The sequence below is a fragment of the Aequorivita sp. IT1282 genome (assembly GCF_058068205.1).
Genome location: NZ_JBYRHR010000006.1, coordinates 63,857 through 78,603, shown reverse-complemented (window position 1 = coordinate 78,603; position 14,747 = coordinate 63,857). Strand labels below are relative to the sequence as shown.

Sequence of the window (14,747 nt, the reverse complement as noted above, 5' to 3'; positions counted from 1 at the left end):
TTATATTAATAGTTAAAGCAAAATAACTAACGCATTATGAAACGATACGCTCTGATTCTTTTTTCTTTTTTAATAGTGAGTTGCAGCACTAGTACCTACGATGATATTGAAGAAATTCAAGAGGAAACTCAAGGCGAGCTGGTAACCTATCAAGAAATAGCTTCAATTTTTGAAAACAATTGTACGGTATGCCACAGCAATCCTCCGCAAAACGGGGCGCCTATGGCATTGACTAACTTTTCTGAAGTAAAAGATGCGGTGGAAGATAGAGGGCTTTTAGACCGAATAAGTAGAGAAGAAGGCGCACAGGGATTGATGCCTTTGGGCGGACCGCGCCTGCCACAACAACAAATAGATTTAATAATGCAGTGGAACATAGACGGACTACTGGAAAATTAATAATTATGAAAACTACAACCACTTTATTAATCATCTGCTTCGCATTTATTGCTACAACCGTAGGGCAGGAAAAATTTGCCACTAAAACTGGGCAAATAAATTTTGAAGCTTCTGTTCCTTCTTTTGAAGAAGTAAAGGCAGAAAACACCAATGTTAGCGCTGTTTTAGATGCAGCCTCAGGAAATTTTGCAGCACTCGCACTAACGAAAGGATTTCGGTTTAAAGTGGCTTTAATGGAAGAGCATTTTAATGAAAATTATATAGAATCTTCAAAATATCCAAAGGCAACTTTTAAAGGAACTATTCAAGATTTTGATATTTCTGAAATTTCTGGAAAGCGTGAATATTTAATTAAAGGAACTTTCAACCTACACGGTGTAGACAAAAATATGGAGGTGCCCGCAGTCATTTCTGTTAAGGGAGATGTAGTAATGCTCAGCGCTCAATTTGTAATGCAACCAGAAGATTTCAACATTAAAATCCCATCAATTGTAAGTAATAAAATTGCCGAAGACGTTAACGTTTTTGTGGTATTCAGCTTACAAAAACAATAAAAATAGAACCGATGAGCAAGCAAAGAAAATTTTTATACCTGATTTTGATTCTAGGATTGGTGGGCTATTTTGGCTATAACTACATCTACCAAGATCACAGAGATATAAAGACTGAAACCTCGCAGCTTGAGATTACAGCTCCGTACTTATTAGAACGTTTTAAAACAGATGACGCCGAAGACTTGCTGAATAAAACTATAACTGTTACTGGTGTAATTACGAGTATAGAAAAAGGCGCAATTACCCTTGACGAAAGTGTTTACGCAAGTTTCGATGAAAATAATACAGATGTTAATGAAAACGAAAAAGTAAAGATTAAAGGCAGATGCATAGGTTATGACGAGTTATTTGAAATTGTAAAACTGGATCAAAGTACACTGATAAAATAGGACCAATGATGAAAAAAATAGCATTCTTAATATTCTTTCTTCCGCTGGGGCTTTTAGCTCAGGATGATTTACTGGACGGTCTTGAAAGTGAAGCGGTGGTAGATAAAACCGTAACATCTGCCTTTAAAGGCCTGAAAGTTGTTAACTTTGAAACTACCAAACTTGCAGATAAAAACGACTTTTATTTTGTAGTGGCGCATCGCTTCGGTTCAGTAAAAAACGGTGTCAAAGATTTCTTTGGGCTTGACAATGCGGTTACCCAGTTAAAATTTATTTACGGTTTTACCGATTGGTTGAACGTAGGTATAGCGCGTAGTTCTCTTCTACAAAAATATGGAGCTCAAATTAAATATCGTTTAATTCCGCAGGAGAGAGACGGCTTTCCAGTGACCTTAGTTGGTTATAACTTGGTTACAATAAATACTTCTTTGGAAAAGGACCAATATGCAAATCTGGAATTTGAAGACAGACTTACCTACACTTCACAATTATTAGTGTCGAAAAAATTTAGCGAATCATTTTCGCTATTGCTGGCTCCTACTTATATTCATGAGAATTTAGCAACTCGCAGTCGTGAAGTTTTAGCAGACGGAACTACAGTAAATTACGATGAACAATCTAATCAATACGCGCTTGGTTTGGGCGGGCGATATAAAATATCTAAGCGAGTGAGTATTAATGCAGACTATGGTCTTCATTTAAATAGAAACGATAATTCAAATTTCAGAAACCCGTTGTCGGTGGGTGTAGATATTGAAACTGGTGGTCACGTATTCCAAATGCATTTTACAAATGCGCAAGCCATGTTTGAAGAAGGATATATTGTACAAGGGCAGGGAGATTGGACCGATGGCAATTTCTTTTTCGGCTTTAATATTAGCCGCGTTTTTTAAAAAGCACGAATAAAAGAAATAGTAGAATTTTAAAAGAAAAATATAAAAGCAATTCGAATAATTATTAATCTAAAATCAAATATTATGAAAAAAATTAAACTATTTCTTTTGATGGCACTTACAGCCTCAATGGCAAGTGCACAAACAACCTTTGACCTAGACTGGTTTGTTGGAGTAACAAATCAGAACGCGAGTATAACCATAGAACCGGGCGATACTGTAAGATGGACTTGGACAGATGATGTTCCTCATTCCGTTACCAGCGAATCCGGAAGTCAAGAAGATTTTGACAGCGGCATAGAAACTGGAAACGGCTTTCAATATTCTTATACATTTACGCAAATTGGCGTAAATGAATATGACTGTGATGTGCATTCAAATATGACCGGTACAATTACTGTAGACAATCTTGCTTCTATTGAAGATAAATTTAGAATGAATATTTCATTTTATCCTAATCCTGTTAGTAACAAGTTAACGGTGGCTTCTCTTTATAAGCTGGATAGTTACAAAATTCACAACATTTTAGGTAAACTTGTTGCACAAGGTGCGGCAAGCGGAAATATTACCGAAATAGATATGTCTAATTTAGAATCTGGAATGTATTTTATAAATGCAACATCTGGAGAAATGCAGTCAACTTTTAAAGTTGTAAAGCGATAAAAAATTCTACATTTTAAAAAGAGGCTGTCCAATAAGGCAGCCTCTTTATTTTTTATTTGGACTCTATTTTATCTTTATCCAAATGATAGATTTCCATAATTCCTTCGAGGACTTTTTCGAAATCAATCTTTAAATCTATCAGTTTTCCTGTTGCAACATCCATCACCCAACCATGAACCGTTAAACGACCTTGCCTTACTGCAATCTGTACATCGGCGGTTTTTATAACGTTTACACACTGTTCCTGTACATTCAGTTCTACCAACCGCTTGTATTTCTGTTCTTCGTCTGTAATGGAATTTAATTCATCCCGATGTAGGCGATACACATCTCGAATATTTCGCAACCACGGATTTAGAATTCCTAAGTCTTTAGATTGCATGGCGGCTTTAACGCCTCCACAACCGTAATGTCCACAAATAACTATATGTTTTACTTTTAAAACGCTTACTGCGTAGTCAATAACACTCATGGCGCTCAAATCTAGATTTGACACCATGTTCGAAATATTTCGCATTACGAAAACATCCCCAGGTTTTACGCCCATAATTTCTTCTGCAGTAACGCGACTGTCGCTGCAGCCAATATATAGTATATCGGGGTTTTGGCCATCGGCAAGATTTTTGAAGTAATCCGGATCAACGCCTAATTTTTCGTTTACCCAGACTTCATTATTTTTGAAAATTTGATCTATATTCATGGTTCTTCTGAAGATTTTTTTCAGAATTTAAAGATAAGGAAAAGCATTTGTGCTCGCAATGTAGAAAGTGAAAATTAGAAACCTATGCCCTCTTTTGGATATAAAGCTTATAGTACTGGTTTTGCTTTTTCTATCCCTTTTAAAACTTGCATTCTGCCGGGTCCATTTTTTAGCGCAAGCTCATACTGTTTTGTGGCGTCTGCATTTCTAGTTTGAACGAGCAGCCAATCTGCATAAAGTTCGTGGGTAGGTTTTTGGATGAATGGTGGCCCGTAACTGTAACTTATAGTATTTTCAATAGCTATGGATTTCTTTAAATATTCTTCCGCAGATTTTAGATCATTATTCAAGTCAGCACGAAGTGCCAATAGTTGGTTTTGCCTAATTTCAGTTTCTTTTAAATCCATTTCCGTGGCTTCATCGCGGCTAACACTGGAGCATAGTTTAGAACTTCCTGTCGCAATAACGAACGATTCCCTTTTCTGGTCCTGACTCATAATATTGATGGTGCTGTCTAGCTTCTTAATATTGCCCGTTTTAAACGCTTTCATCCCTTCCATAAAGTGATATTGGGAGCGAACAGAAATATTTAAATCGGCTATGTCTACTGGAATGTTTGCTATTTCACTTTCCCAGTCATCTGTCTCAGAAAGATAAGTTCCTTTTAAGAATACTAAATGAACCCTTGCTTTTTTCGATGGATTTTCGGAAGCATACTTCTTCATATCGAGTACCATTTTCTTAGCTTCTTCGTAATTTCCTTTCTGAAGATAGCCGTATTCTAACCAATGAAAAGCGTGATATCCACGCGCATCATTGTCCAGTTTTTTCTGCTGCATCCTTGTAATACTTGCTTGATATGAAGCAATATTTGACGAAATTACCTCATCCCACATACCCATTGCTACATAAATGTGCGATGGCATATGTAAAGCGTGGCTGGCATCGGGAGCTACTTTTGAATATGCATTGGCGGCGTCCAATGCAAGTGCAGCGTGATCCGGATCGTCATAAGAATGTATTAAATAATGCAGCGCGCCGGGATGATTTGGATTTTCTTTTAAAACACCTTTAGCAATTTTGGCGCCTTTTCCATAAAGATCGTCATCTCTTCCTTCGGGCACGGAACCTAAAAGGGAAAGCGCGTAAAAGGCAGCTACTTCTTGATTGGCGGGATATTTTTTGTACAAACCTTCCATAAAATCGGCGTAGGCGATATCGCGTTGTGTTTTTTCGGTTTTTGGTTGGTAGAGTATTTGTGCGGCTTTAATTAAATCCTGTTCAAGTTCTACGGTTTTTTCATCTAAATTAATTTCGTCAAGTTTTTCTAATGCAGCTGTGGCAGCTTCATAATCTTGGTTTTGCCATAAGCTGTGATTGTGCGTCATTGCTTCGCCCCAATAAGCCATTGCCATTTCGGGATCTTCCTTTTGTGCTTTTTGAAATGCTTCGCGGGCATCTTCATATTCAAAGGAATGAAGCAGTAGCAATCCTTTTTCAAAGTGTGGCTGTGCACTCTCCTTTCCGCTGACTGAAATGTCTACAACACCCAAAAAATCCTTTGCAGGTTTCTGTTGTTTACATGAAATTATAAAAAGTAATATAAAAAAAGAGGTTAGAAATCTCATAGAAAATAATTTAGAAAGTTTTTAAAGATAGCGATTTCTGCACAACGTGTCAGGAGCGCTTTATCACAGTTCTTTCTTTTTGAAAAGTTTAATAGCGAAAAAGATAATGGTTAACACCCCTATAAAAATAACCGTTCCCAACATTTCTTTGGAGGTTAGTGATGATAGAAAATAGAAAATGATAAATATGGAAATGATCGGAACCGTTAATCCGCCTGGGATTTTAAACTCGTCTGGTTTCGACTTTTGAGTGTAACGTAATTTGATTACAGACAAGACAACGCCCAAATAAATAAGTAATATTGAACTGGTCGCAATTACTACCAATTGTTCAAAACTTGCTGTTGCGGCAATAATGAAAGCAATGGTAGCATATGTGATGATTGCCAAGTAGGGCGTCTTAAACTTTTTATGGATTTTTGCCAAAAAAGGTAGCGGAATTACTTTATCTCTTGCTAGAGCATACGGAATTCTGGGAGCATTCAATATTTCACCACTTAAAAATCCAAACATGGAAATGGCAGCACCAACGATTAATACAACGAATCCTATTGGTCCAAATGCTACTTTAGCAGTTTCGGCTAGTGGTGAGGCTGTATAATTTGGCAACTCGCTGCCCAGAACACCTTGGGATACCATTTGTATCAAAATATAAATAACTACGACCGATGTAATGCCTATAAAAATACCTCTTGGAATCGTACGTTTTGGATTTTTAATTTCACCACCTACAATCAATCCGTTTTCGCCGCCAACAAAGGCAAAAAACAAGATGAGCGATGTCTTTCCAACTAATTCTATACTGGGCATGGCTTCAATAGATAAATTATCTGCAGATACAGCTATCCATCCAAAAAGTATAAGTAGGAGTAATGGAATTAGTTTCGCGATAACAAAGAATTTCACCAAGCCAATCCCTTGTTTTATTCCAATAACGTTGATAATTGCCAATCCGAAAAAGATGACGAACAGAAACCCTAATCGTACCCCTTCATTTGCAAAAATAGGATAGGAGGAAGCCAGTACATTCACTAAAGCATTGGATACCGCAGCATCAGACATTAGGGAAGAGCCCATATAAAAAATACCGCCCAAAAATCCGGCATAGTCACCAAAAGCAGTTTCAATAAAAGTGTATGCACCACCAGTATTGGTTACTTTGCTTCCTGCTTCGGCAAAACAGAGCATAATTAAAGCTAGCAGAATACCGCAAATAACATAAGCAATAATGCTTGATGAGCCCATGTTCGCGGCAATAATGGCAGGTAAAGCAAAAATACCCGCACCAATTATGATGTTCATAATATTGGCGGATAAGCCTAAAACACCAACAGTTCTGATTAATTCTTCGTCTGGTTGTTTCATTGAATTACTGCCAAGTTAGAATGAGCCGTTATCCACATCTTTAATAAACTTAATCAATCCAGTGAAATAATTTTCTGGGTCGTCATATTGTGAAACGTGGCCTGCATTTACGGTTAAACTTCTTCCGTGTTGCACTTGGGTGCTCATCCATTCCATATATTTTGGATCCATAGTATCGTATTTCCCCCCAATCATTAGTGTTGGTGTTTTAATCTCTTTCAACCTTTCGGAAACATCCCAACCTTTTAAAGTTGCATTTCCGGTAACGCCAAATTCACTATGACCTTGCATATAGATATAAATATTTGGGTTGAGGTGGCCAAAGCCGCGATTGATAAATTCTGGCCATTCATCCAAAGGTTTGCGAAGAATGTGTTCTGTATAATAATTGTTCATCACCAATTCGGCATATCTGGGATTTGAGAAATCTTCCTTCGCCTCCAAATCTTTAATTTCTTTATAAATTTCTGGAGGAAGTTGGGCTCCCAATACTTCAGCATACTTTTCGTATTCCGGAATGCTCGCCATCATATTTGAAATTATTAAACCTTTTAAATTGTCTTGATATTTCAGTGCGTATTCCATTGCCAAGATTCCGCCCCACGACTGGCCGAGCAAGTAAAAATTGTCTTTATCTAGATTTAAAGTTTTGCGAACTTGTTCTACTTCTTCCACAAAATGTTCGGTGGTCCAAAGGGTAGAATCGTTTGGCTTATCGCTGTAATAACTGTCCAGTTGATCGTAATAGATATATTCAATTTCTTCATTTGGAAGATAGCCGTCAAAATTCTCGAAAAACTCGTGAGTTCCGCCGGGACCTCCGTGAAGCAACAAAACCTTCATTTTTGGATTGTTACCCATGCGTTTTGTCCAAACATTGAAAGTTCCTTTTGGAGTTTTAATAGGAATCATTTTGATACCACCTGTTATTTGGTCGTCGCTGTTCGAATAATCCATGTAGCTGGATTTGCTATCGGTTTCGGTTTTTGTAGATTCCTTTTTTTCGGCACAGCTTAAAAGAACACTTGCTGAAATGATTAAAAAGTAAAGTGCGGTTTTCATGAAGGTCAGTTTTACATTAGTTAGTTTCATTCGCTTTTAAAACCCTTAGCAGATTTCCGCCGAGAATCTTATTAATATCCTTTTCACTGTAGCCTTTTTCAACCAAAGCCTTTGTGATTAAATGATAAGTAGTAACGTCATCCAATTGTTTTGGTGGCTGATAAATGCCATCAAAATCGGAACCAATGCCTACATAATCTACACCCACTAATTTAATAATATATTCTATATGTTGAATAACAAAATTAAAAGGTGCGCGTAGGTCATAAGATTCATCAGTATATTTTCTGTACATAGCTTCTTCAGCGTGATATTGAAACATTCCCGTATTTACGAGAGAGTCAATTTCGATTTTGTGATTTTCCAGAAATGCGGTCTCTCGTGGCTCAACAGAAGGATCTATAAACCCTGAATTAAAGTTTATTTGAATTACACCACCGTTTTTAGCAATAGCTTTTATTTGCTCATCTTTTAAATTTCGACGATGTGGACAAATGCTGTAAACCGAACTATGCGAAGCGATTATTGGTTTTGACGTAGTTGCAATTACATCGTAAAACGTTTGTTCGCCAACATGCGAAATATCTACCATCATCCCCAAACTATTCATTTTTTGAACTACTTGTTTTCCAAAAGCGGTAAGCCCATTTTTTCCCTCGGAATTTTTCGCGCCTTCGGGATTGGTTTCATCTGCAGCACTTGTTGCCCACGGAGTAGAGTTGTTCCAAGTTAAGGTTATATAGCGCGTGCCGCGATTGTAAAGCGCTTCAAGATTGCCTAAATCGTTTTCGAATTGATGGCCGCCTTCCACGCCAATCAAGGCTGCGATTTTGTTTTGTTTTACAGCTTTTAAAAGTTCTTTTGAATTGCCGACTTTCACGATTTTATCAGGGTTTCGTTGTATAACGGCATCCAAACTATCTATTTGTCTATTTGCAAAAGCATACGGATTAGGCTGGTCGCCATCACTAAAAACTGAAAAGAATTGTACATCTACGCCGCCTTCCTTCATCCTATTGAGGTCGCTGTGGGTTTTGCCCTTTAAGTCGGTGTCGAAAACAAAATTCTTCTCCATATTTTGGGTTAGAAAATCATTGTGAGTATCAATTAGTAAAGCTTTGTTGTGAATTTTTTGATAGTTTTGGGCGCTTAGTTGAAACGTTACAATTAAGCTGAAGAGAAGTATTTTGGTTTTCATTGGTTTGGTTCATTTCTAGATTTAATTATTTTTTATACTCCTATTGCCTTTACTAGCATGCTTTCATTCTCAATGTCTTTATTCTCTAAATGTACAACGTTTTTTACTTGATGTTCTATATTTAAAAATTGCAATAAAATCCAGGCCAGAACCACAAAAGTTGCAAAGGCCAACAAGGTAATTTCCCAACTAAAATGATCTTTAATTGGGGGGATTAATGCTGCAAATACAATACGGCCAATATTCGAAATAGTCATATATAATGTAAATTGGCTGGCAGAAACTTTTTTCCAACAACATTGCATGGCAATAGCAAAAAAACCAATCTGGCAAAAAACACCTAGAGTGGAGTAAGCAAACATATATGCATTAATAAAAAAAGTGTCAACCCAAAAAGTTTTCATAAAAACTAAGGCAACCGTTGAAGCTATCCAAGCGAAGAAGTAGAAATTCAACATTCGCTTTTTGCCGAATTTATCTACCAAAAAACCACCAATGAGCATGCCACTAATTCCTCCAATTACAGAAGTGGTTGCAAATACTTGAGAATAGGCAAGGTCTGTCCAACCTAATTCCTTTACGGTAAAAATGGGTAATAAAATATCCATATAATTGATGCAGCCAGCGATAATGAAACCAATAACCGCAAGTAGTAACGAATTCTTTAATTTAAAAACGCTATATAATGATTTGAAAATTTTACTCCATTTTTTCGCCTGCAGTTTTTGGTTTTGTGGAGAAGCTTTTCCTTTAGTCCAAGGCAGTATCTTTTCATTGGGTCTCTCTCTTAAAAAAATAGGTACAAGCATTATTAAACCTACCAAGACAGAAAGTGTTGCAATAGAAACCGAAAAGCTGTAGTTGTTTAAAAGCCAACTTCCCAATGCCAAGGAAGCCGATATTCCGATTATTTTTGAACCCCACATAAACCCATTTGCACGAGCCTGTTCATTTACAGGAATAATATCTACTGCCATTCCATCTGTGGCGACATCCTGAAAAGACCCAAAAAAAGAAATTATAAAACCTGCCAACATTAAAAGGTTTAAGTTGTTTAATGGATCGGGTAAAAATGCCATCATAATAAAACTGGTCATCAATCCCAACTGGCCAAAAATTACCCACGGCCTTTTTCTTCCCATAGCTAATATAGTATAGCGATCCATCAAGGGTGCTACTATAAATTTGAAGCTCCAGGGTAAACCACAGGCTATCGCAAAACTGGCGATTTCTCCAGCAGATTTTCCGTTCATCGCCATCCAAGCCGGAATTCCAAAGAATAACATTCCTTCTGGTACGCCTTGGGCAAAATATAGTGCGATGAAATTAAAATACCTTAAGGTTGTATTTTCGGAAAGTGCCGGTAAGTTGGTTTTAATGGGTTTCATAATCCCTGTTTCTAATTTGCTTGAATTCCTATTTAAGAATTTTTTTCTTACTGTTTTCCTAAACCTAAGTATTGCTGAAATGCGGTTATTTTTCCGTTTGCGCCTGAAATATGTATTGTTTTCATTTTTAAAATACTTAAAGGTTAATATTGAAAGGCGTATTCATTATTAATAAATTAAATTCTCCAAAATACGGCCCAGGTTGCTTTCAGACATTGGTATTTTGCGATCTACTGCGAAGAGTTGTTGAATTTCGTTCTTCAATTGGCAAAGTTCTAATTCCGAATATTGGTGTCTTTCTAAGGTATCCTGAATTTTATCTAAGCTTGAATCTTCGTGATCATTTTGAAACTCTCGATTCATTTTATCGAAAATATCTTTGGAAGTTTTCGCCTTTATTAGCGTTATTTCATCCTCACTTTCTATTTGATCTGCTTTGGAGCAGAGTAGCAAAATGTATGTTTTCAGTTCTTCCTTGCTCCATTGGGTATGTTCTTGTTTCATAACTATGATTTTATGATTCAAATTAAAAATGTGCGATACGGCTTAATCATACCGCACATTTACTTCTTATTTTACCTCATTATAGCAACTTTTACTTCGCTGTTGTGGTATTTCAATTTGGATTCTGTTTTTAAAAACTTGCAATTTTAAGGCTGGCCTAATCTAACAGCTTTGCATTGTAGTAAGCTGTTTCGGCTGTTATCTTGCCTTCTTTGTTAAAATCCATTTGATAGTGAATGGGTAGGACGATCACTTTTTTATCGGCCTTGCGAACAAGGTTGACGTTCCACCATGATAGCACAACATGGCTATCGCCCATTTCATAATGCAGGTCGTCTGGGTAGCCAACCATGTCTATGCTTGTAATGTCGTATGTATCGTTAATCTTTTTGTCAATTACTTTTTGATCTGCAAATGAAGTGCTCTCAAATGTGGGGGAGCTGGAATTCAAAAACCTTGCATTTTCATCGTAATAAGTATATGCCTTGTCCAAATCCTTATTTTCAAAAGCATAAATTACGTTGCGAACGGAGTTTATATTTTCGTGATGGTTATAGATGGTGCCGTTCTTTCTATCGCTAAAACTTTGACCGATTTCAGAATTAACAAGATCGTTACCATAACTTATAATAGTTTGAATCTTGTTATTTTTATTTATCACAAATAATCGGTGGATAGGTTGGTTTATTTTAACGCCTGTTTTTTTGTGAACACCTTTTAAGTCTTCCCAAGTCTGCACCCACATCACATCTTTTTGATTGTCATCCTTATATTCCAATGCATCGGGATAGGCTCCCGGGGTACGGCTTATTGAAAAATAATCAAGAGCGCCATGCCATCCTTTTGCAGAATTTGAAAATGATGCTTTGTCTTGTCCCTTGTCATTTGCATTGGCGCTTGTGCCGTTAAAGGCCCTAAAATCATCTGCCAGATAACTCGCCACCTTGTCTGAGTCTCCACTAACAAAGGCCTGAGTCATAGCCTCCACTGTGGTAATGGCTGGATGGTCTACGTAAATAGTTCCGTTCTTTTTTTGTGCTGTCGAAATGAATGCTATAAGCATCACTACCGATAAAATCGTTGTTTTAATGGTTTTCATTATTGATATATTTAATTGATTAATATTCTGTTTTTTTACTTTGAATAGTTATTTAAGGTTTCTTGAACTGGTCTGAAGTTCACTCCCAAATCGTTCATTGCCAGTGTATTTTTATAAATTACACTTCCTTTATTTTTAGGGGTTTGGTGGTTCAGCATCAAGCTCATATCGCTAACAGGATAGCTTTCACTAGTCAACAAATAGTTTTTACCGTGCAATCCAGAAGTTGTAGCGGCTTTGAAAACGGCTTCCGCTACATCTTTAACATCTACCGTAGCCATTTCCGCATCGGTGTCATAAAGCATTTGTACAAATGGATTGGGTGCAATTTTGTTTTTAAAGAGAAATTGCAACCCAGTTGAAGTGGAATCTTCTCTATTAGAAAGTGATTTCCCCATAACGCCTACAGGCGAAACCGAAGTGATTTCATAAGAAAGATTTGGGTGTGCTGATATGAATTTTTCTACAGTTTGGTTGGCAATAAATTTAGCCTGTGCATACGGATGACTTTCCTCGCTCATAAAAGGTTCGTCGGCTTCACTAAAGGTATCGTGAGGTGTTTTTCCGCCAGCCGGCATTGGGAAATTTGTGTTATACGCCGCCACCGAAGCAATTAAAACAATCTTTTCAATTAAAGGGGTTTCACTTACCGCTTCCAAGAAATTCTCCGTTCCTTTTATGGTTGGGTCGAATAACTCCGTTTGCGGGTCTTTCACATCAAGCTGAAACGGTGTTCCGCCGTGGACTACAATTTCGCAATCGCTGATAAAATCTTTTAAATCGTTTAAATTTTCAACCATAAGTGGGCTGATATTCAGATTGTCTGAATTTTTTAGATCGAAAAGATGTTGATACTTTTCACTCTTTTTTATGTCTGTAACAGATACTTTCACATTGAAACCTTCTGTTAAGAATTTCTTGGTTATGAAGCTTCCTATAAAGCCAGAACCGCCTATAATGCCTACTGTTTTCATATTCTCGTATTTTAGGGATTGAATTGGGGCTAAATGGTTTTATAAATAGAGCCAACAGGTTGACTGCTTCTTCACTTGCAATACCAGTCCGGCCTTGGGATTTTTGATTCCAAAACTGCTATTTTGTCGGGAAGGCTTTGATAGAGATTAATTTTTCAATACTATCCTAAATCGAGCTTTACCGTTATCTAAGTGTTCAATTGCTTCATTTACTTTTGCCATCGGGAATTCTTCAACGTCTGGATAAATATTGTGCCTTACACAAAAATCGAGCATAGTTTTCGTTAATGCAGGACTGCCTATTGGGCTTCCTCCAACCGTTTTTTCACCCATAATTAAACTGAATGCGGGAATTGCCATTGGCTCCAAAACAGCGCCTACTGTATGGAATTTTCCTTTCGGTGCCAAGGCGGTTAAATATGAATTCCAATCCAATGTTACATTAGTGGTATTCAAAATAAAATTTAGTTTTCCAGCAATACTTTCTAATTCTTCCGGAACTGTTGAATTAATAACCTTGCTGGCTCCCATATTCAAAATTTCCTTCTTTTTATTCGGGTTTGAGCTAAAAGCAATCACTTCGCATCCCCAATGTTTTAAGAATTTAACGGCCATATGTCCTAATCCTCCAATTCCTATTACGCCAACCTTATCCGTTGGTTTTACTCCAGCTAATATTATTGGATTGAAAACTGTAATTCCGCCACAAAGCAAAGGGCCTGCTTTACTCATATCTATACCCTCCGGAAGCGGTATTGCCCACGACCAATGTCCACGAACATAATCTGCAAATCCACCGTTTCTACCTACAATAGTACCTTCGCTTTTAGCGCAGAGATGGTGGTGCCCGTCCATACATTGCTCACAACTCATGCAGGAAGAAGACATCCATCCCAATCCTACTTTATCCCCAACTTTCACATTTTTAACCGCATTACCCGCAGCTATTACTTCTCCAATTATTTCGTGACCAGTAACAATTGGATATTGCGTCATTCCCCAATCATTGTTTATCATACTTATATCTGAATGACAAAGACCACAATAGGAAACTTTAATATCAACTTGTTCAGAACCTATCGCTCCTAATTCATACGAATAAGGCGTTAGTTTTGCTTTAGGGGCAATGGCTGCATATCCATGAACTTTCATCGGTTTAAGTATTTAATTTATAAGTTGGTTGAATCTTTCACAACAGCTGCATCTGCTTGCTGCATTGCTTGCACATCCATCATGATTTTTGAGATGTCCCAATAGCCAAATTCTTTTACAACTTTTCCGTCCATAAATTGGGCTGTGATGTGAGCGGGAATGGTGTATGTTTTGTTATTGGCAGCAAGCGTGCCCTTCCAAGTACCCCAAAAGTTTACCCAAGTTTGGCCTTTGTCAGTAACAACCATTTCATATTCAGATTCCCCATCCACATAGTCCCAACCGGAAAAAAGTGAAGCATCCTCTTTGCCCATTGCTACCTCTTCGGCTATGGACCTGCCTTCTGCCTCAATAACATTGTTCATTATTTTGGCTGTATCGGCATAGTGGCTGGCAAGAGCTTCCCAGTCTTGCTTTTCGTAGGCATCAATTATTTTTTTGTAGGTGTCAATTTCGGGCGATTGTTGGGTGTAGCGCTTTTCTTGTTGTTGACAAGCGGTTAGCAAAAGGACTATTGCAAGTCCTAAAAAGAGTAATCTTTTCATAATTTTTAATGATTTAAATGGTTAGTTAGTTGAAAATAATTTTGCGAGGAGAGAACTAAGTAACTGAATATCAATAATTATAAAAAGCAATCTAGGACGAAGAGCCTTTAAATTTGTCCGAAATAAGGGTTTTACTTGCCGAAGAGAATTTTATTGAAAAGTGAAGTTTGGACTCACGACGTTTAGACTCACGACAGATTATCTATAATGAATATCGTTTTTTTTAAAAACAAT

16 protein-coding genes are annotated in these 14,747 nt (G+C 37.2%); 5 read left to right on the top strand and 11 right to left on the bottom strand.

What is annotated here, in order from left to right; all coding sequences use genetic code 11:
- The first annotated feature begins 36 nt into the window (after positions 1 to 36).
- The 5 genes from AC3RVG_RS13625 to AC3RVG_RS13605 all read left to right on the top strand — a co-directional run bounded on the left by AC3RVG_RS13625 (position 37) and on the right by AC3RVG_RS13605 (position 2,898).
- Entirely contained in the window at positions 37 to 399 is a 363-nt protein-coding gene (locus AC3RVG_RS13625) for a c-type cytochrome (RefSeq protein WP_489692025.1), read from the top strand.
- Positions 400 to 404: 5 nt separating this feature from the next.
- Positions 405 to 953, top strand: coding sequence for a YceI family protein (locus AC3RVG_RS13620; RefSeq protein ID WP_489692024.1), 549 nt, complete (start codon positions 405 to 407; stop codon positions 951 to 953).
- A gap of 11 nt (positions 954 to 964) precedes the next feature.
- On the top strand, positions 965 to 1,342 hold the full coding sequence (locus AC3RVG_RS13615; protein WP_489692023.1) for an OB-fold protein: 378 nt from the start codon (positions 965 to 967) through the stop codon (positions 1,340 to 1,342).
- Between the two features lie 5 nt (positions 1,343 to 1,347).
- Positions 1,348 to 2,235, top strand: coding sequence for a DUF5777 family beta-barrel protein (locus AC3RVG_RS13610; protein ID WP_489692022.1), 888 nt, complete (start codon positions 1,348 to 1,350; stop codon positions 2,233 to 2,235).
- Positions 2,236 to 2,319: 84 nt separating this feature from the next.
- Positions 2,320 to 2,898 (top strand): T9SS type A sorting domain-containing protein, encoded by a 579-nt coding sequence (locus tag AC3RVG_RS13605; RefSeq protein ID WP_489692021.1) that lies wholly within the window; start codon positions 2,320 to 2,322, stop codon positions 2,896 to 2,898.
- A gap of 52 nt (positions 2,899 to 2,950) precedes the next feature.
- On the opposite strand, the gene AC3RVG_RS13600 is transcribed toward AC3RVG_RS13605, so the two are convergent.
- The 11 genes from AC3RVG_RS13600 to AC3RVG_RS13550 all read right to left on the bottom strand — a co-directional run bounded on the left by AC3RVG_RS13600 (position 2,951) and on the right by AC3RVG_RS13550 (position 14,513).
- Entirely contained in the window at positions 2,951 to 3,598 is a 648-nt protein-coding gene (locus AC3RVG_RS13600; RefSeq protein WP_489692020.1) for a carbonic anhydrase, read from the bottom strand.
- A 107-nt stretch (positions 3,599 to 3,705) separates the two neighbouring features.
- Positions 3,706 to 5,226 carry a tetratricopeptide repeat protein gene (locus AC3RVG_RS13595; RefSeq protein ID WP_489692019.1) on the bottom strand — a complete coding sequence of 507 codons (1,521 nt, stop codon included), beginning with the start codon at positions 5,224 to 5,226 and terminating at the stop codon, positions 3,706 to 3,708.
- A 63-nt stretch (positions 5,227 to 5,289) separates the two neighbouring features.
- Positions 5,290 to 6,591, bottom strand: a complete 1,302-nt coding sequence (locus AC3RVG_RS13590; RefSeq protein WP_489692018.1) for an APC family permease — start codon at positions 6,589 to 6,591, stop codon at positions 5,290 to 5,292.
- A gap of 15 nt (positions 6,592 to 6,606) precedes the next feature.
- Positions 6,607 to 7,653 (bottom strand): proline iminopeptidase-family hydrolase, encoded by a 1,047-nt coding sequence (locus AC3RVG_RS13585; protein ID WP_489692017.1) that lies wholly within the window; start codon positions 7,651 to 7,653, stop codon positions 6,607 to 6,609.
- A gap of 16 nt (positions 7,654 to 7,669) precedes the next feature.
- Positions 7,670 to 8,851, bottom strand: coding sequence for a dipeptidase (locus AC3RVG_RS13580; protein WP_489692016.1), 1,182 nt, complete (start codon positions 8,849 to 8,851; stop codon positions 7,670 to 7,672).
- A gap of 32 nt (positions 8,852 to 8,883) precedes the next feature.
- Positions 8,884 to 10,239, bottom strand: a complete 1,356-nt coding sequence (locus AC3RVG_RS13575) for an MFS transporter (RefSeq protein ID WP_489692015.1) — start codon at positions 10,237 to 10,239, stop codon at positions 8,884 to 8,886.
- Between the two features lie 168 nt (positions 10,240 to 10,407).
- Positions 10,408 to 10,743: a hypothetical protein gene (locus AC3RVG_RS13570; RefSeq protein WP_489692014.1), complete on the bottom strand. Its 336-nt coding sequence runs from the start codon at positions 10,741 to 10,743 to the stop codon at positions 10,408 to 10,410.
- A 157-nt stretch (positions 10,744 to 10,900) separates the two neighbouring features.
- Entirely contained in the window at positions 10,901 to 11,842 is a 942-nt protein-coding gene (locus AC3RVG_RS13565) for a nuclear transport factor 2-like protein (RefSeq protein WP_489692013.1), read from the bottom strand.
- 35 nt (positions 11,843 to 11,877) lie between these two features.
- Positions 11,878 to 12,816, bottom strand: a complete 939-nt coding sequence (locus AC3RVG_RS13560) for an NAD-dependent epimerase/dehydratase family protein (RefSeq protein WP_489692012.1) — start codon at positions 12,814 to 12,816, stop codon at positions 11,878 to 11,880.
- A gap of 147 nt (positions 12,817 to 12,963) precedes the next feature.
- Complete coding sequence (gene ahr, locus AC3RVG_RS13555) at positions 12,964 to 13,968, bottom strand: NADPH-dependent aldehyde reductase Ahr (RefSeq protein WP_489692011.1); 1,005 nt, start codon at positions 13,966 to 13,968, stop codon at positions 12,964 to 12,966.
- A gap of 17 nt (positions 13,969 to 13,985) precedes the next feature.
- Positions 13,986 to 14,513, bottom strand: coding sequence for a nuclear transport factor 2 family protein (locus AC3RVG_RS13550; RefSeq protein ID WP_489692010.1), 528 nt, complete (start codon positions 14,511 to 14,513; stop codon positions 13,986 to 13,988).
- Positions 14,514 to 14,747 lie beyond the last annotated feature (234 nt).